This is a genomic window from Streptomyces sp. Tu6071 (assembly GCF_000213055.1).
Lineage (GTDB): Bacteria > Actinomycetota > Actinomycetes > Streptomycetales > Streptomycetaceae > Streptomyces > Streptomyces evansiae.
This window is the reverse complement of the sequence record NZ_CM001165.1, coordinates 3385783-3402913: the sequence shown is the minus strand read 5'-3', so window position 1 is coordinate 3402913 and position 17131 is coordinate 3385783. Positions and strand designations below refer to the sequence as shown.

The 17131-nt window shown below is 73.2% G+C and carries 16 protein-coding genes and 1 tRNA gene; 9 read left to right on the top strand and 8 right to left on the bottom strand.

Annotated features, from left to right (window positions below):
• The first annotated feature begins 137 nt into the window (after positions 1–137).
• The 5 genes from STTU_RS13985 (at position 138) to STTU_RS35390 (ending at position 4054) form a co-directional block, all read left to right on the top strand.
• Positions 138–1343 (top strand): DNA polymerase III subunit delta', encoded by a 1206-nt coding sequence (locus tag STTU_RS13985; RefSeq protein WP_007823864.1) that lies wholly within the window; start codon positions 138–140, stop codon positions 1341–1343.
• Between the two features lie 186 nt (positions 1344–1529).
• Entirely contained in the window at positions 1530–3182 is a 1653-nt protein-coding gene (locus tag STTU_RS13980; protein WP_007823863.1) for an alpha/beta hydrolase, read from the top strand.
• Between the two features lie 84 nt (positions 3183–3266).
• Positions 3267–3340: transfer RNA gene (locus tag STTU_RS13975), tRNA-Thr, on the top strand.
• A 196-nt stretch (positions 3341–3536) separates the two neighbouring features.
• Positions 3537–3740: a helix-turn-helix domain-containing protein gene (locus STTU_RS35395; protein WP_043255157.1), complete on the top strand. Its 204-nt coding sequence runs from the start codon at positions 3537–3539 to the stop codon at positions 3738–3740.
• Positions 3695–4054, top strand: a complete 360-nt coding sequence (locus STTU_RS35390) for a transposase (RefSeq protein ID WP_234019383.1) — start codon at positions 3695–3697, stop codon at positions 4052–4054. Before STTU_RS35395 ends, STTU_RS35390 begins: the two co-directional genes overlap by 46 nt.
• Positions 4055–4167: 113 nt before the next feature.
• Here STTU_RS35390 and STTU_RS13965 read toward each other — a convergent pair whose 3' ends face one another.
• The 3 genes from STTU_RS13965 to STTU_RS13955 form a co-directional block, all read right to left on the bottom strand.
• Complete coding sequence (locus STTU_RS13965; RefSeq protein WP_234019231.1) at positions 4168–4869, bottom strand: TMEM175 family protein; 702 nt, start codon at positions 4867–4869, stop codon at positions 4168–4170.
• Between the two features lie 161 nt (positions 4870–5030).
• Entirely contained in the window at positions 5031–5882 is an 852-nt protein-coding gene (locus STTU_RS32240) for an alpha/beta fold hydrolase (RefSeq protein WP_078518973.1), read from the bottom strand.
• 282 nt (positions 5883–6164) lie between these two features.
• Positions 6165–7583 (bottom strand): FAD-dependent oxidoreductase, encoded by a 1419-nt coding sequence (locus tag STTU_RS13955; protein WP_234019230.1) that lies wholly within the window; start codon positions 7581–7583, stop codon positions 6165–6167.
• Between the two features lie 255 nt (positions 7584–7838).
• Here STTU_RS13955 and STTU_RS13950 point away from each other — a divergent pair, with 255 nt between their 5' ends.
• Positions 7839–8810 carry a helix-turn-helix domain-containing protein gene (locus STTU_RS13950; RefSeq protein ID WP_007823858.1) on the top strand — a complete coding sequence of 324 codons (972 nt, stop codon included), beginning with the start codon at positions 7839–7841 and terminating at the stop codon, positions 8808–8810.
• Positions 8811–9529: 719 nt separating this feature from the next.
• Here STTU_RS13950 and STTU_RS13945 read toward each other — a convergent pair.
• Positions 9530–9985 (bottom strand): phospholipase, encoded by a 456-nt coding sequence (locus STTU_RS13945; protein ID WP_007823855.1) that lies wholly within the window; start codon positions 9983–9985, stop codon positions 9530–9532.
• Between the two features lie 842 nt (positions 9986–10827).
• On the opposite strand from STTU_RS13945, the gene STTU_RS13935 reads away from it, so the two are divergent.
• Both STTU_RS13935 and STTU_RS13930 read left to right on the top strand, forming a co-directional pair.
• Positions 10828–11331 carry a fluoride efflux transporter FluC gene (locus STTU_RS13935; protein ID WP_007823851.1) on the top strand — a complete coding sequence of 168 codons (504 nt, stop codon included), beginning with the start codon at positions 10828–10830 and terminating at the stop codon, positions 11329–11331.
• Positions 11328–11702: a fluoride efflux transporter FluC gene (locus STTU_RS13930; RefSeq protein ID WP_043255152.1), complete on the top strand. Its 375-nt coding sequence runs from the start codon at positions 11328–11330 to the stop codon at positions 11700–11702. The genes STTU_RS13935 and STTU_RS13930 overlap by 4 nt, the downstream gene beginning before the upstream one ends.
• A gap of 146 nt (positions 11703–11848) precedes the next feature.
• Here STTU_RS13930 and STTU_RS13925 read toward each other — a convergent pair whose 3' ends face one another.
• The 4 genes from STTU_RS13925 to STTU_RS13910 all read right to left on the bottom strand — a co-directional run bounded on the left by STTU_RS13925 (position 11849) and on the right by STTU_RS13910 (position 15271).
• Complete coding sequence (locus STTU_RS13925; protein WP_007823848.1) at positions 11849–13027, bottom strand: FAD-dependent oxidoreductase; 1179 nt, start codon at positions 13025–13027, stop codon at positions 11849–11851.
• Between the two features lie 712 nt (positions 13028–13739).
• Entirely contained in the window at positions 13740–14243 is a 504-nt protein-coding gene (locus tag STTU_RS13920) for a DUF5949 family protein (protein WP_007823847.1), read from the bottom strand.
• A gap of 229 nt (positions 14244–14472) precedes the next feature.
• Positions 14473–14883 (bottom strand): hypothetical protein, encoded by a 411-nt coding sequence (locus STTU_RS13915; protein ID WP_043255150.1) that lies wholly within the window; start codon positions 14881–14883, stop codon positions 14473–14475.
• 148 nt (positions 14884–15031) lie between these two features.
• A complete protein-coding gene (locus tag STTU_RS13910) occupies positions 15032–15271 on the bottom strand; it encodes a chaplin (protein ID WP_007823845.1) in 240 nt (79 codons plus the stop codon).
• Between the two features lie 473 nt (positions 15272–15744).
• Between STTU_RS13910 and STTU_RS13905 the strand changes: the two genes are divergently transcribed.
• The gene (locus tag STTU_RS13905; protein ID WP_007823844.1) at positions 15745–17109 is read left to right on the top strand and encodes a hypothetical protein; all 1365 of its coding nucleotides are present in this window, start codon (positions 15745–15747) and stop codon (positions 17107–17109) included.
• The last annotated feature ends 22 nt before the right edge of the window (positions 17110–17131 follow it).

Sequence of the window (17131 nt, the reverse complement as noted above, 5' to 3'; positions counted from 1 at the left end):
AATCGCCCCCCAAGACCCTCCCGGCCCTCACGCCACCCGCCCCCCCCCACAAGCTCCGCCCCACAAGCTCCGTTCCCCCCTTGTCAGAGCCTTCGCCCACAATGGAGGCCGAGGCACGACGAAAGGTGCGGTGACCGATGGCGGTCTGGGACGACCTGGTGGGCCAGGAGCGGGTGAGCGCGCAGCTCGCCGCCGCGGCGAAGGACGCCGACGCGCTGGTCACGACCGTCGCCGGGGGCGGGCAGGCGGCGTCGGGCTCGCGGATGACCCACGCCTGGCTCTTCACCGGTCCGCCCGGTTCCGGACGGGCCGAGGCGGGGCGGGCCTTCGCCGCCGCGCTCCAGTGCGTCAGCCCGGACCGGGCGCTCGGCGGTGAGCCCGGCTGCGGCTTCTGCGAGGGCTGTCACACGGCGCTCATCGGCACCCACGCCGACGTCGAGTTCGTAAGGACCGACCTCCTGTCGATCGGTGTGAAGGAGACCCGCGACCTCGTGCGGCGCGCGCAGCTCTCGCCCGCCACGGGGCGCTGGCAGGTCATCGTCCTGGAGGACGCCGACCGCCTCACCGAAGGCGCGGGGAACGTGCTGCTCAAGGCCGTGGAGGAGCCCGCGCCCCGTACGGTCTGGCTGCTGTGCGCGCCCTCGCTGGAGGACGTGCTCCCCACCATCCGCTCCCGTTGCCGCCACCTGAGCCTGCGGACGCCCCCCGTCGACGCCGTCGCCGACCTCCTCGTGCGCAGGGACGGCGTCGACCCCGCGCTCGCCGCGTCCGTCGCGCGCGCCACGCAGGGGCACATCGACCGCGCGCGCCGCCTCGCGACCGACGAGCGGGCGCGAGCCCGCCGGGCGGCCGTGCTGAAGCTGCCGGTGCGGCTCGGGGACGTCGGTGCCGGGCTGCGCGCCGCGCAGGAGCTGATCGACGCGGCGGGCGACGACGCCAAGGAGGTCGCGGAGGTGACGGACGAGAAGGAGACCGAGGAGCTGCGGGCGGCGCTCGGCGCCCAGGCCGGCGGCCGGCTCCCACGGGGCACCGCCGGTGCGATGAAGGAGTTGCAGGACCGGCAGAAACGGCGCTCGACGCGTACCCAGCGCGACAGTCTCGACCTCGCGCTGCTCGACCTCACCGGCTTCTACCGCGACGTGCTCGCCCTCCAGTTCGGCGCGGGCGCGGAGATCGCCAACGAGGACGTACGGGACTCCGTCGAGCGCATCGCGCGGGAGAGCCGTCCCGAATCGACCCTGCGCCGCATGGAGGCCATCGGCGCCTGCCGCGAAGCCCTCGCGAGGAACGTGGCACCGCTCCTCGCGGTGGAGTCGATGGCGATGGCGCTCAGGGCGGGGTGAGGAACAGGGGGCCGGGGGCGTCAGGGGCTCGGCCACGGGCGGCGGGGTTGGGAAACCGGTACGGCAGCGCGAGCGGGTGCGGATTGTAGTCAAATGAGTGCGCAGGGTTAGGGTCGTGGCATGAGCCACCCGCCCCGCCGCCCGTTCCTCCCGCCACCGCGGTTCTCCCGGCCCGTCCGCGGCGCTGTGGCTCCCCGCGCGCGCTCGCGGACCGCGTCCCGTACGCGGGGGAGCGCCGGGTTCGCGACCGTCCTCGCGCTCGCCCTCGCCGCCACCGTGCCGACCGCTGACGTCCAGGCGCTCCCCACGGCCCGGCAGGTCCCGCGCGCGAAGGCCGCAGGGGTCTCGTACGAACCCCGCCTCGCCCCGTACTACCAGCAGCACCTCGACTGGCACACCTGCGGAAAGCCCGCAGCGCGGCCCACCGGGAGCACGAGCGCAGGAGCGGGCGCGGGAGCGGGCTCGCGCATGGCTCGCGAACACGGCTTCGCCTGCGCCACGGTCCGCGTCCCGCTCGACTACGCGGACCCGGGCGGCGCCGAGGTCCCGCTCGCCGTCGCGCGCAAGCCCGCGAGCGGCCCCGGCGAGCGCCTCGGTTCCCTCCTCCTCAACCCGGGCGGCCCCGGCGGCTCGGCGGTGGACTTCCTGACAGGGTACGCGGGCGAGCACTACCCCGAGGCGGTACGGGCGCGGTACGACCTGGTGGGCGTCGACCCGCGCGGTGTCGGCCACAGCGTCCCGGTGCGCTGCCTCGACGGACCGGCCATGGACCGCTGGGCGGCCACCGACCTCACGCCCGACGACGCGGCCGAGGCGGCGGCGCTGCGCCGCTCGTTCCACGCCTTCGCCGACGCCTGCCGCAGCCGTACGGGCAAGCTCCTCGGCCACGTCTCGACGGCCGAGGCGGCACGTGACCTGGACATCGTGCGCGCGGTGCTCGGCGAGCGGAGGCTCGACTACGTCGGCGCCTCGTACGGCACGTACCTCGGCGCCACGTACGCGGAACTCTTCCCGCACCGCGTCGGGCGCATGGTCCTCGACGGCGCGATGGACCCGTCGATCGACTCCCGCCGCCTCAATCTGGACCAGACGGCCGGTTTCGAGACGGCCTTCCGCGCCTTCCTGCGCGACTGCGCGCGCCGTGAGGACTGCCCGCTCCCCGCCGCCAATCCCGCGGCGAACCGCGCGCTCGCCGCCTTCCTCGCCGCCCTCGACCGCGCCCCGCTCCGTACGGACGACGGGGCGCGGCGGCTCTCCGAGGCGCAGGCCACCACCGGCATCATCGCCGCGCTCTACACCGAGGCCGCCTGGCCCGCGCTGCGCCGGGCCCTCGGCGAGGCGAGCGGGAAGGACAAGGACGGCACGACCCTGCTGAGCATGTCCGACGCCTACTACGAGCGCGACGCGGACGGCCACTACGCGCCCCTCATGGCCGCGAACGCCGCCGTGAACTGCCTCGACGCGCCCCCTGCCTTCACCGGCCCGGCGGCGGTACGTGCCGCACTGCCCGCCTTCGAGAAGGCGTCCCCGGTCTTCGGCCGCGCACTGGCCTGGACGGCCCTGAACTGCGCCGACTGGCCCCACCCCGCCACCGGCACCCCGCACCGCGTCACGGCTGCGGGCGCACCCCCGATCGTCGTCGTCGGCACCACCCGCGACCCCGCGACCCCCTACCGCTGGGCCCGCTCCCTGGCCGCCCAGCTCACCTCCGGCCACCTCCTCACCTACGAGGGCGACGGCCACACGGCATACAACAGGGGCAGCACCTGCATCGACACCACCCTCACCACCTACCTCCTCACCGGCACCCCACCCGCCCCCCGCACCACCTGCCACTGACCCCGCCCCCGCCCTGGTCGGAACCACCCCCGAGAACTGTGTAGACTTGCCGAGGCTGCTGCACCACCATGGAACAGCACACCAGCCGCCTTAGCTCAGTTGGCCAGAGCAACGCACTCGTAATGCGTAGGTCTCGGGTTCGAATCCCGAAGGCGGCTCAGTCAAACCCCAGGTCACAAAGCCCGTGACCTGGGGTTTTGTCGTTGAAGCGGGTGATGGAGGAACCGGCGGCTCCACGTTTTTGCCCCCTGGGCGGGCACGCGTGGCAGGGCGTGCAACGAGAGTGCAAGCCGGTACTTCGCGCCGTTGGCGGAGCTGACTCACCTTTTTGGAGGGGGCCTACAAGGTCCGGACATGGGTGAAATCTTGCGGGCCTTCCGCTTTCCGCTCGCTCCCACCCCCGCTCAGGAGCAGCGGTTGGTGCGCTGGTGCGGCAACTCGCGTCTCGCCTTCAACTACGCCTCGGCGGCCAAAAGGCCGCCCACGAGGACTGGCGGACTCAGGTCGTCGCGCTGGTCGACGCGGGTGTCGAGGAGGCGACGGCACGCAAGCGCGTGAAGGTCCCGACTCCGACGAAGCCGACGGTCTACAAGCGGTTCATGGCGGAGCGCGGGGATGACCGCTACGGCATTGAGGGCGTCGCACCGTGGTGGCGCGGGGTGAGCAGCCGCGTCTACCCGTCCGCCTTCCTCGACGCGGACGCGGCGTGGAAGAACTGGCTGGATTCCTCCAAGGGCAAGCGGGCGGGATGCCGTGTCGGCCATCCCCGCTTCAAGAGGGGCGTTCGTGTTCCTGGGGATCGTGGGCGAGCATGTGGCGGCCGACTCTGTCGGGGATTCTGGGCCGACCGCACGCCCTGGTCGCCAGGCTGAACCGCCTCCGGCTCGCCCACGGCCGTGAACGTTGAACAGCCGGTCTGCGGTGGGGCCGGCCAGGGGGGTACTGCCCGGCCCCCTGCGTGCCAGGGCAATGGTCGTTCCCGTGGTCAGCCCGCACCGCGCCGGCCCGTGAGGCGCACCCGACCCGGAAGGAGCAGGAGCAGAAGGCTCCAGTACTGCAGCGCCGGTACGGCGAGGGCGACGGCGAACGCGACGACCGTGGCGATGACGTTGACGCAGCTGTCGGTGTACAGGTACGCGGTCCTCCGGCGGGTCTCTTCCTCATCCCCCTCGACCATGTCCGGGTTGCCCTTGAGGATCTTCAGCATGGCCAGTCGGCACACCATGCCGACCAGGAGCACCGCGTAGTAGAACGACGCCACGACCCGGTCGCGGCCGCCGAAGGCGCCGATCATCTCCGTCGGGAGCGGGAGCAGCACGACCGACAGCAGCCATCCCATGTTCCACACCGTCAGGGAACGGGTGACCTCCTGGACCGTCGAGAAGGCCCGGTGGTGCTCCCGCCAGACGTTCGCGATGACCGCGAAGCTGAGCAGAAAGCCCCAGAACTGGTCGAGATGACCGGTGATCACCTCGCCGGCGCGCTCATGGGCGGACGCGGCCTCGGGGACGAGCTCCACCAGCGGTAGAACCAGCAGGGTGATGGAGATCGCCGTCACCGCGTCGGTGAACAGCACCAACCGCTCCCCCGAGACACCCCCCTTGATCCTGTCCGGCGCGGGAGCCGACGGCTCTTCGAGGTCGCCCCGTCCCGTTCCGGTTTCGTCGACGACGTCTCTGGCACTCACGTGTGTGCACCTCTCCTGGGTCTGCCCATCGCACCTGCCGTCGCCGAGGTGCGGGTGGTCGAGTGTTCGGATCATCAGTGGGTTGTGCAGGTTCGATCTCGGGGGAGCCCTTGCTCCGAGCGTGTCCGGCGGCAACTCGGCCGGTCGGACCTCTTCCGCCGTCAGTCGTGGGGTGCGAGGAGGTCGAGCAGGAGCCGGGCGAAGCGGTCGGGTTCGCGGAGGGGCAGTGCGTGGCAGGCGTCGGGAACGTGGACGGTACGGATGCCCGCCTGATCCCAGACCGTCCGGCCGGCGGCTTCGTCGAAGATCTGGTCGCCGTCGGCGATGACGGCGGTGATACGCGCGCGGGTCTCCGCGCCGAGCGTCGAGAGGAAGGGCCGGAAGTCGATGAGGTATCGCAGTACCGCGGCCACCGACTCGGCCGGTGTGGCCTCGGCGACGGCTGCGACGCGTTCGAGTGCGTCGGCGTCGATGGAGGTGTCGTCGGCGCGGTGCGCAAGGATGCGGCGGGCGAAAGCCGTGCCGGCGTGCGCGGCCCCGGCGAGGGCCTGAACCCCTTCGCGTGTGATGAGCCCCGCGGCCGGATCACCGGGCGGCACCGGGCCGATGACGTTGGGAGCGCAGGCGAGGACGGCGGCTTCCGCCTGTGCCAGCCCGCCGTGGGTGTACAGCCAGGACTGGACGACACCGGCGCCGAAGGACCAGCCGACCAGGATCGGTGATGCCAGGCCGGCCAGCACCGTGTCCAGGTCGCGTGACCAGAGATCCGCGCCGGCGGCAGGCCCGTCCGCGGTGAGCAGCTCCGGCTCGAGAACGGTGTCGGAACGACCGTGGCCGCGCAGATCGAACGCTATCAAGCGATAACGGTCGGCGAGTCCGGGAGCGGCCATCACCCCTTCCCACGCCTGGCACGAACTGCCGAGTCCATGGACGAAAACGATGGGGCGTCCGTCCGGCCGGCCTTTTTCGACGACATTGATGCGCACGCCGTCTTCGGTCGTCACGTAGGGCATGCAGGTCTCCGTATATGGAACGAGTACGAGTGTGACGGCCTCGCGCGGTCGGACGTCTCGGAGCCGCCGTCGGTACGGAGCACGGCCGGCCTCCGGCAGGGACACGGGCAGCGCGAGGCCAGGCCGGGATCTGTCCGGGCAGGGCGCCCGGGGGAGCCCAGTTCATGGAGGGCATCCGCAAGACCTGCGTCGACGGCGGCTACCGCGGGCATCCCACCGAGTCGTCGTGCGCCGCCCGTTCCGACAGGCCGAGGCCGATGTACCGGTCGATCGTGGGGTCGGTCACCCGGCCGTTGCTTCTTCGGTGGCGGCTGCCGCCTTCTCCAGGATCGCCGGATCGAACAGCGTGCCGGGGTGACGCAGCATGTAGGACACGTTGTTGAAGGCTCCTGACACGTCCGCGTCGACGAGGGCAGCACGGACGATCTGTTCCATGGCGCGGCGCTGCTGCCGCACTTCCTCGGGTACCTCGGTGCCGTTCTCGGCGTCGATGCGGGCGGCGTCTCCTCCCGCGGATACGGCCCAGGCGGCGTCGACGACGACCTGCTGAAGGCGGAAGAACTCGGTGGCCGCCTGGTCGAGGTCGGCGCCGCTGTCGAGGTAGGAGGCCAGGCAGGAGGCGTGCAGGGCGGCGGAACTCATGCCCTGGCCGTAGACCGGGTTGAACGACGCCACGGCGTCGCCCGTGCTGACCAGCCGCGCCGGGAGGCGGCCGGCCTCGGTGAAGTGGCGTCGCCTGCTTTCGGCCTGGTGGTATGTCACCACCTCGCGGGTGACGTCGTTGCTGGTGACGTCGCTGAAGATGGGGGGCAGCGCGGCGCACCGGGCGCGGAACTCGTCGATGGTCCTGCCGGGCCGGTGGTCTCCGTAGCCCATCAGCATGACGAGCCACTGTTGTCCTTCGATCGCGGTCGCCGCCGCGACGGACACTCCGCCCGACGGGTACCGGGGTGTGAACAGTTGCAGCACGGTCGCCGCGTCCAGGTCCGGGAGTTTCGCCGGGCGCTCGAAGAGGGCGGTCGCGTAGTTGACGGGGGTTTGCAGCCGTTCGAGCGGGGGCTGGTCGTAGCCGTCCTGCTCGAGCCAGTGCGAGAGCCTGCTGGAGCGTCCCATCGCGTCCACGACGAAGTCCGCCGCGAGGACCTCCTCCGCCCGCTCTGCCTGACCGCCTGTTCCGGTCTCGTCGTAGCGCACGCCGGTGACGGCGCCGTCGTCGTAGCGCAACCCGGTCGCCCGCGCCCGCAGGACCGAGACGTGGGGCAGGGCGGTGACCCGGTCCCGGACCAGGGTTTCCAGCAGGGGACGTCCGATGGCGAGGAATTGGTGGTCCACGCCGTCCGGGACCTGAGGGGTGTCGTCGTAGCCGACGAACTGCTGCTCGGGTCCGACGAGTGACGCGCCCCGGTCCTGTGCCTCCTGGGAGACGCCGGGAAGCCACCGTTCGATCCACAGGCGGCCGGCGGGCAGCAGCGTGTGCACCTGCTGGTCCTGCGGTACTCCGGGGCGCGACCCGGCCGTGGCCGCTGTGTCGTCGGGTTCGATGATGACGACGTTGCGCGCGCGGTCGGAGAGCACCCGTGCCGCGAGGAGTCCCGCGATGCTCCCGCCCATCACGCACGCCGTGTCGAACAGGGCAGGTGCGTCGCGCGGCGGCTCGGCGCCGACGAGGCTTTCGAAAAGGGTCACCACGGATTCGGACACCGAGGACTCCAGTCGGAGAGTGGAACGGACCTGGACCGACGGATCAGCGCCCAGGCAGCTGGAAGCAGGACCCGGAGGTCCGGCGAGGCCCGCTCGTCCCGGGGGGAGGCGGGAAGCACTCGCTCATGCTCACCGGGCCCGAACGCCGGAGACCAGTACCGGTCGGCCAAGTACGTGGTACTTCCGTGCCACCCGAGGGCGGACGGTGTGCCCGGCCCGGGGGTGGTGGGCCGGGGAGGAGTAGCGTTGCGCCGGATGAGCACCGAAGTGAGCGTGTCCCCTTGGCGGGTCGGGGATCCCTCGACACCCGTGGTCGACATCACCGTGCCGTACGCGAACGAGAACCGGGACCGCGTGCTGCTCGGGGAGTGGCGGCGGCAGGGCGGTGAGCGGGTGCCGGCGCCGCCCATGCGGCTGCCGCGGCACGGTGCGGGGACGTACCGCGCTCGCATCTGGAAGCAGAACCTGCTCGACTTGTTCCTCGAGGACCAGTACAGCGACGCGGTCGCGGGCGGCACCGGCGGTCCGGGCGGGCACCTGGAGGACCGGATCGTGACGAGCGTGACGCTCAGCGGTGAGTGGCGCTTCGCCACCGGGGGGCAGCGCGCCGCGGCGGCGGCCGGAATGGTGTGCGCGCGCAGGAACGAGGACCCGTGGGACTTCGAGATCGCCCGGGGCACCCGGGCGATCACCCTGGTCCTTCCCGCGAGCGAGATCCGCTTCCCGTCGAACACGCGGGCGGTCACCGCGGAACAGGGCTCGCCCGCCGCGGCCCTTCTGCTCGCCCAGCTCCGTCTCTGGGCGGAACTGGCGGACGGACTCGGTGCCGCTGCCGCGGGTGCGGCCCGCAACGCGACTCTGGAGCTGTTCAGAGGGCTGATGAACGACCAGGTCATCGATGACGCGGAGTTCGCACCGGCGCTCCTCAGGGCGGCGATGGACCACATCGAGACCCGACTGCTCGCCGACCCCGACCTCAGTCCCCGGGGGATCGCGGCGGCCCTGAACGTCTCCGTCCGCACCCTTTACCGCGCGTTCGGTCAAGGGGGCACGTCGCCGGTCATGGGATATGTACGGGAACGTCGTCTCGAACGCGCCAGGGCGGAGCTGACCTCGACACGCCTGACGGTGTCCGAGATCGCCGCTCGCTGGCACTTCGCCGACAGCAGCCATTTCGTCAAGGCGTACAAGAAACGATTCGCCGAGACTCCCAGCGCGTGGCGGTAGGACTCCCCAGTTGAGAGGTGTGGTGGTCCCTTGCTTCCGGTGGGCGGGTCGTCGTCCGCCTGGCGCAGGTCTGGCATCACGAGGCCGGTGCCGGGATGGCCGCCGTCGGCAACGACCATGTTCATGCGGACAGCGGCTTTCGCGCAGCGAAAGCGGACGTCGAGGAAGTGATGTCAGGGAGCCGGGCGGTCCGGGCGGCAGGTCGTTGAAGACTTGGCTCACGCAGCGACGTACAAGTCGGAGGTTCGCGTGCAGCAGGGAGTGCACCGGTCCGCTCACGCGGGGAGCGACGATGTTGCTGCTGTCACTGCCGGTGTTGTTCCCGGTAGAGATCGCGAGGACTCGTCGACTTGTGGGTTCACCACAAGTGGCGTGGCAAGCAACCCGAGCGTGTACTGCCTGTGACGCAGTCTTCTCAGCGGGGCCTTCTGGCGGTCCGAGAGCGTATGGACCGGTGGACAGCGGTGGACAGACGCCTTTCAACGGGGCGGCGCAGGGCGGCACGGCTCAACCTGGTGCAGCGGCACAGCTCAACCTGGTGCACCTGTCCTGATCAGGTAAAACGTAACGGCCTGGCACCACGCGGCACCGGGCAACTCGATCGCTCGCGGTCTCGTAACGCGTAGGTCTCGGGTTCGCATCCCGAAGGCGGCTCCGCCGAACCCCAGGTCACGTATGCCGTGGCCTGGGGTTTCTGGTGCTTGGGGCGCGGTGTGGGGTCAGCCGAGTTTGTCGACTGCCTGGTAGTAGGTCCAGGCGGTCGCGTCGCAGGAGGACTTCTTCAGGCCCGAGTAGGTGGCGCACACTCGCTGGAGGTCGGCGTAGAGGGCGTTGTCCAGGCGGGCCTTGTTGGCGTCGAAGGTGCCGGCCGCCTTGTAGTTGCGGTAGCCGAAGTCGTGGCGCGCGCACGCATTGGCGAACGGGAAGCCGAAGGGGTTGTCCGGCGAGGTGCTGCAGTAGTCGGTGGACCAGTTGAAGCCGTAGGCGCTCCACTTGGCCTGATTCGCGCGGGCGGCGAAGAACGCGTTGTAGCTGGCGGCGCTGGTCTGGGTCCAGCCGCTGAGTACGGCGCCCTTGTCGGCGGGCGCGGCGTGCGCCGACGCGGCGGGCAGGACGGCGAAGGAAACGGCCGCGGCGGCTGCGGCGGCGAGTCGGGCGAAGGAACGGCGGCGCATCAGATCTCCTCCGGTACGGCCCGGTGGAAGGGGTCCACCGGGGCCTGCGCAGACTGCGCCGGAGCGCTACACCGCTCCCATGCCGCCTCTATTCCGCCCGGACGACGGGCCGCGGCTCACGCCCGGAGGTGGGCGGGAGCCGCGAGGACCCGCCGGCGTCTCGTCCCCCTGCGGCAGGTCCGCGGAGCTCGGCCAGGGCTTGCCCATCTCCTCGTGGGCGCGGGCCAGTCGCTCGGCGAGGGGCCGTCGGGAGCGTGCAGGCGGGCGGGGCCGAGAGCCATCGTGGGAGCCGCGAGGCGGTGTGGGGTCCCGTCGCGCGTATCGCGATCGATGTGGCGTCGCTCCGCGTGGCGTCGCTCCGCGTGGCGTCGCTCCGCGCGGCGGCGCCCCGCCTCGTAGACGTCCACCAACCGGACGCTGGGGCGCGCCGGTTCGGCAACGCTGACCGGCACCCCTGAGCGGGTGGCAACCGAACGGTGGGCGGTGCGGAGGCGGTGGATCGGTTCCGTTGGGGATGCGCCCGCCGTCGCCCGAGGAGGTGCGGGTGGGGCCGTGCCGGGGGTGACGGCAGCGCGGGCGCGAGGGCGGTCGAGCACCATCCCCCGGCCTGCGCCAAGAAGCCACGCCCCCTCGCCCCCGGCGTCCTGACCCCGCGGCCCCCGGCGGGCGGTGCGGAGTAGCATGGTCGGCGGCTCCGCCCCGTGTCGCGACGGGTGGGGGAGTCACGGTGGTGGGGCCCGCCGTAACCGAACCGCGGATCAGCCGCCAACGGTCCCTGCTTGCGAGGTGAGGTGTGCGCTCGTGCGCGCGCCCGAGCGAGTGGGAGATTCCGCGTGACATCCGTGAAGCCGCGTGACCCGGCCGAAGAACCCGTCGATCCCGATGTCGGTGCGGACGTGCCCGTGAGCGGGCTCTGGGACGGGCAGGCGCCCGTGTTCGCCGTCGTCGCCGCGGGCGGGGCGCTCGGGGCGGTGGCGCGGTACGGGGCCGCCGTGCTGTGGCCGACCGCGAGCGGTCGCTTCCCGTGGACCACCTTCCTCGTCAACGTCGTCGGCTGCGCGCTGATCGGCGTCCTCATGGCGGTCGTCGCCGAACTGCGCCCGCACACCCACCGCCTGGTGCGGCCCTTCCTCGGCACGGGGGTCCTCGGCGGCTTCACGACGTTCTCCACGTACGCGATGGACGTACGGGGGCTGCTCGTCGCCGAGCGGTACGCGGCGGCCGGAGCGTGCCTCTTCGGGACGATGGCGGCGGCCGTGCTCACGGTGTGGGGGAGCGCCTCCCTCACGCGGTACGCGCTCGCGGAGCGCTTCGCGGCGGTCGTGGAGACGGAGGGGGCGCGATGAACTGGCTGCTCGTGGTGGCGGGAGCGCTCGTCGGCGCGCCCGCGCGGTACGCCGCCGACCGCTGGATCACGGCCCGCCGCCGGGGACCCTTCCCCTGGGGAACGCTGGGCGTGAACGTCCTCGCGTGCCTCGTCCTCGGCCTCGTGACGGGCGCCGCGCTCGCGGGCGCCGCCTCCTCCCACGCCGTCGCGCTCCTCGGTACGGGGCTGTGCGGGGCGCTCTCCACGTACTCGACGCTCTCCTACGAGACGCTGCGCCTCGCCGAGACCGGCGCGGGCCGCCTCGCCGTGGGCAACGCGCTGCTGTCGATGGCGGCCGGGCTCGGGGCGGGGTGCGCGGGGGTCGCGGTCGCGACGGGGGTGTGGGGGTAGCGGTCGCGACGGGTGCGGGGGTGGCGGGGCAGGGGGGCCGTGGCGAGAGCGGGTGCGTCGGCGCTGGGGGCTTCGTCCCCGTACCGCGCGAGGGCGACCGCGGGTGAGCCGCCTTGCGCGACCCCGCCTCCCGCCGTCGCTCGTGTTCAGCCCTGCGGGTCGTACGCGCCCGTGAACATGTCCACGAGGCGGCGGGACGGGTCCTCGCCGAAGAGCATGTCGAGCGAGGCGGCGGACATCGCGGCGGTCTCGGCGGCGCGGGGGAAGAGGACGGCCTCGTAGGCGGCGAGGGCGGCCTCGGTGTCCCCGGGGTGGGCGAGGAGGGCGGTGCCGAGGTCGGCGGCGTCGGCGAGCGCGAGGTTGGCGCCCTCGCCCGCGAAGGGCGACATGAGGTGCGCGGCGTCGCCGAGGAGGGTGACGCCGGGGACGCGGTCCCAGGTGAGGCCGGCGGGGAGGGCGTGGATGCGGCGCGGGATGAAGCCGTGCTCGGCCTCGTCGAGCAGTCCGCGCAACGGCGGGGCCCAGTCGGCGAAGGCGTCGAGGAGCAGCGCGCGGGTCCGCTCGCTGTCGGAGAAGTCGTGCGCGTCGAGCCACGCCTCGGGGGTGCGCAGCGCGCTGTAGATGTGGAGGGAGCCGTCCGTCTCGCGGTGGGCGAGGAAGCCCTTGCCGCCGCCGAGCGCGAAGCACATGCCGCCGCCGATGGTCGCGGCGGCCTCGGGGTGGCGGGTATCGGCGTCCATGAGGTCGAACTCGATGAAGGAGACGCCCGTGTACGCGGGCCGGGCGGGGGTGAGGAGGGGGCGGACACGGGACCAGGCGCCGTCGGCGCCGACGAGGAGACCGGTGGTGAAGACGGTGCCGTCCGCGAGGGTCACCTCATGGCGTCCGGCGCCGAGCGGGCGCGCGCCGGTGACCTTGGAGTTCCAGCGCAGGGCGTGCGGGGGAAGGGAGGCGAGCAGGAGGGCGCGCAGGTCGCCCCGGTCGATCTCGGGACGGTCGCCGTCGCCGGTGTCGGGCTCCTCGTGGACGAGGGTGCCCTTCTCGTCCCAGACGCGGACGGCCTCGCCGCCGGGGTGCACCTTCGCGCGGAACGCGGCGTAGAGGCCGGCGGTGCGCAGGGCGGCCTGGCCGGTCTCCTCGTGGATGTCGAGCATGCCGCCCTGGGTGCGGGCCTCGGGCCCGCTCTCCAGGTCGAAGACCGTCGCGTCGGTGCCGCCCGCGATGAGGACGCGGGCGAGGAGCAGGCCGCTGAGGCCGCCGCCGATGATCGCGACGGGGAAGTGGGGGGTGCTGCCGCTCGGGGTGCTGGTGCTGGTGCTGGTCATGGCTGCCTCCGGGGGAGTGGGGGCGGGTGGCTGTACCTCCACCGTAACGAACCTGTTCGTGACGAACAAGTTCGTTGAGGTGAGGGTGAGGGAGGCCACAGGGGGTCCGCAGGGCTGCCGGAGGGAGGCTCCACGATCCGGGAGGGGAGACGGCGCAGAGCAGGGGCGACGGGCGTGAGCGGGAAGGGCGCGGCGGTGCGGTCCGTCGGCGGCTTACCGAGGGATGCCGGGGGGAGCGATCCCGGAACGTCGCGTTCATCGCGGGCGCCGCCCCGCACGGCGCGGAGCCGGGGGAGGCGGTCGCGGGCCCGCTGGGGGGGTGCTGGATCGCGCGGGGCAGTGCGGGTGCGGGATCGCGTACGAGGCGACGCGGGGTGCGGGATCAGGTAGGGGGCGGTGCGGAATGCCGCGTGAGGTCCGGCCCCAGAGGTCGGCCGCAGGGGGCGCATGGGGGCCAGGGCGGCGCCGCTCCGGTGGTGGCGGGGCGGTCATGGCGGTGGTGGTTCCCCGAGTGCCGCGCGCACGCCGGGCCGCCCCGGGAACGCGGACGCCAGGGTGCTTCCCGAGACGGATCCCTCAGGCGTCGCGCGCTCCGTGCGGCCCACAGGCGAGGAGCGGTACGTGAGTCGGCTCCAGGAATCCGGGCGACGGGGATACAGGGACGGAGCAGCGGGGGCCGGGCGTCGTGGCCCGCCCCCGCGCCCCGCGCGGGTCAGCGCAGGCTGCGGACGGGGAGGAGGACGTGGGCGGAGGAGGTGAGCATCTCCGTGTCGCCGACGAACGCGGCGAGCGCCTCCTCAGTGATCTCCTGCCCGGGGACGGCCTGCGGCCAGGGGCGGGTGGCGAAGATGAAGTAGGCGTAGCCGCGCTGCTTGGCGGCGGCGAACCACTCCGGGGGGACCTCGCACTGGGCGTTGAGGTTCGGGGGCATGGTGAGCGCGGCCGAACCCGCCTCGACGAGGAGGGTGAGGGGGAGCGTGGAGGTCTGCGTACCGTCGAGGAGCGTGCCGCCGACCGGGAGTTTCGTGTCCGCGAGCAGGGCGAGGGCCGCCTCGGTCGCCCCCTCGTGGCCCGCCGTGCCGTCGCCGAGCGGGTAGGCGAGCAGGAACGGCATGTCGGTGTCGTCGTCGGGGTGCTTACCGCTCCACGCCACGACGACGAGCGTGCCGAGTTCGGCGGGGCGGAAAACGCGCTGCGCGCTGTCGGTCGAAGTCACCCCCGGACCCTAGCGACTCCGCCCCGGCCGACCGCCCGCTCTTTCACCTGTCCGGGGGAGCCCGAACCGGCCATCACTCCAAAGGGTTTGAGGGTTCGCACGGCCGTTCCGCCCGTACGAAGCAGGTTCAGCCGACGCGGCGGCGCGGTTGACGGCCGGTCCAGCCGAGGACGCCGGTCCAGCGGTGAGCCGGTCCAGGCATGAGGCCGGTTCAGCCGAGGACGCCGGTTCAGCCGCCCAGGCCGCCCAGGCTGTCGAGGGGGAGGCCGCCGAGGAGGCCCGTGGCGGCGGAGGTCGTGGAGCCGTCGCGTACGAGCGAGGCCGGGTCGAGCTTCTGCTGCGGCAGGAGCGGCTTCGCCTCGCGGGCGATGGCGTCGACGGTCTTGCCGAGCGAGTCCGGCTTCGAGGGGTCGAGTGCGTCGTTCGCGACGGTGTCCACGGCGCCCTGGAGCTGCGTCGCGGCGGCGTAGTAGCCGCCGTTGAGGCTGCTCGGCGTGAGGGCGGCGGTGTCCACGGCGGGGGCGGCGAAGGCGGGAGCCGCCGCGGTCGCCGCCGCGAGGCCGCCGACGACGACGGCCGCGGCCCTGGCGGCGGAGGGAGTGGTGCGGGGCTTGCGGTGCTTCGCCTTGCTGGCGGACATGGTGATCCTCTCTTCGGGGGTTACGCGCTCGGCGGGGCCTGCCTCGGGGGCACCGCCCCCGGTCCCGGCCGCGCGGCGGCCGGAGGGGCTGGTGGGCGAGCCCCTGTGCGAAGGGCCGCCCCCGGGCCGGGGGCGGCCTCCCACAACGTCAGGCGTTCACGCAGGTGTTGCCGAAGGCCGGGTTGAGCAGGCCGACGACGTTGATCGTGTTGCCGCAGAGGTTCACCGGCACGTGGACCGGGATCTGCACCGCGTTGCCGGAGAGGACGCCCGGCGAGAAGGCGGCGCCGCCCTGCGCGCCGGCGTCGGCGGAGGCGAGACCGGCCGAGCCGGCGAGCGCGGCGGCGGCGACGGAGGAGAGGACGAGGGCCCTGGCGGTACGCGACATGGCGAAGCGCTCCTTACGGGTGTCGAGGGATCGTGCGGGGGTCCGGCCGGTGCCGCTGGCTGCGGGGCGGGCCGGGGCGCCGGGAGCTGACCCGGCGTCTGCAACAACGGCGCCGGGGCGTCGCGCGTTGTGCCCCGAAAAGGTGAAACGCCGCCCGCCCCGGGGTGCGGAACACGCCGGGCGCGCCCTCCGATCACTGTGTGTGATCGCCCGCCGGGGAAGTCGTCGCTGGTGGGCGGGTGCGGGGTGGGCCGTTCGGGGGGTTCGGCAGTCGATCTGACAAGTACACCCGAACCGCTTCGTCGATGCTGACGGATTCTCCCGGAGGCTGGGGTTAGAGTCCCGACGTTCCGCCCTTGTTGTCATGACTTGCCCGCAGTGTGCAATTCAACGGCGTGTTGGGCGTAATGTCCGCTTTCCGGGCTGTAAGTCCGGGCTGTCCCGCCCCCATACGCCGCCCTCGGAGGGCCGTCATGCGAAGCCGACTTCCGCTGTCCGCCGTGGTGCGCCGTGGTGCGGCCTGCGCACTGTTCGCCCTCGCCGCCCTCGCCCAGGGCCCCCTCGCGGGCGCCGCCGCGCGGGACGGGGGAGCGGCGGGGGCCGCACCGGCGGCGAGCGGGACGCGGACCGGGGGCGCCGCACCGGCCGAGTCCGTACCGACCGGGGGCGGCGCGCACGCGAAGCCCGCTCAGGCGACCGGCGCCGCGCACGCCGAGCCCCGCCCCGCCACCTCGTCCGCGCCCCGTACCGCCGCCCGGCTGCCCCTCGCGCCGCGCTGGAGCGCCACCCTGCACGGGGGCTTCGCGCGGGCCGCCGCGTCGGCCGTGGTCTGCGAGGCGCCCGCCGTCAAGGGGGTGCCCGCGTGCGCGGGCGCGCGGCGCGGTGAGGGCGCGGCGAAGGGGCGTACCGCGCCCAACAACGGTGACTACGCGCTGACCTACGCGGACAGCGACGACGACCCGAACACCTACAACTCCACCCGCGCCCGCCTCGACCTCCCCGAGGGCGCGCGCATCCGCTACGCGCGCCTGTACTGGGGCGGCAATCTGCGCGTCGGTGAGCAGAAGCCGCTCGCGGACGCGGGCACCGTCCTCGTCGCGGAGCCCGGCGGCGCCTACCGGAAGGTCAGCGCCGACACGACGCTCGGGCACCGCGTCGCGGGCGGCGCCGAGGCCCTGCACGCCTCGGCCGACGTCACCGACCTCGTGCGCGCGAGCGGCCCCGGCGAGTGGACCGTGGCCCAACTCCCCATCGCCAAGGGCCACTCGGCGACAGGCGGCTGGGGCGGCTGGACGCTCGTCGCCGCCTGGGAGGAGCCGGGGGCGCCGCTGCGGCGGCTCGCCCTGTGGGACGGCTTCGAGTCGCTTCATGTCGGTGACCGCGACCGCCGCACGCTGCGCGTCGACCTGCCGGGCCATCACGTCCCGGCCGGGGCCTCGGGCCGTATGGGGATCGTCGCGTACGACGGGGACCGGGGCGTCGACGGGGACGCCGTCACGGTACGTACCGGAGAGGCGAAGCCCGTGCCGCTCGGCGGCGGCGCCGCCAACCCGACCGCCGACCTCCTCAACTCGACCATCAGCGACAACTCGACCTCCGGAAACAAGAGTTCGCGCGGAATTCCGCCACACACCTTCGGTTACGACTCCGACGTCCTCGACCTGCGCAAGGCCCTGCGGCCCGGCGGCACGGGGCTGCGCGTCGACGTCTCGGCGCAGCGGGACGCGGTGTGGCTCGGGGCGCTCTGGGCGGAGACGGACGAGGTGCGGGCCGGTCGCGGGGGCGCGGGGGGCGGCGGTACGCGGGCCGGTGCCGAAACGGCCGGGCGGCGCGACTGACCCGATTTCCGCCCCGTCCCCC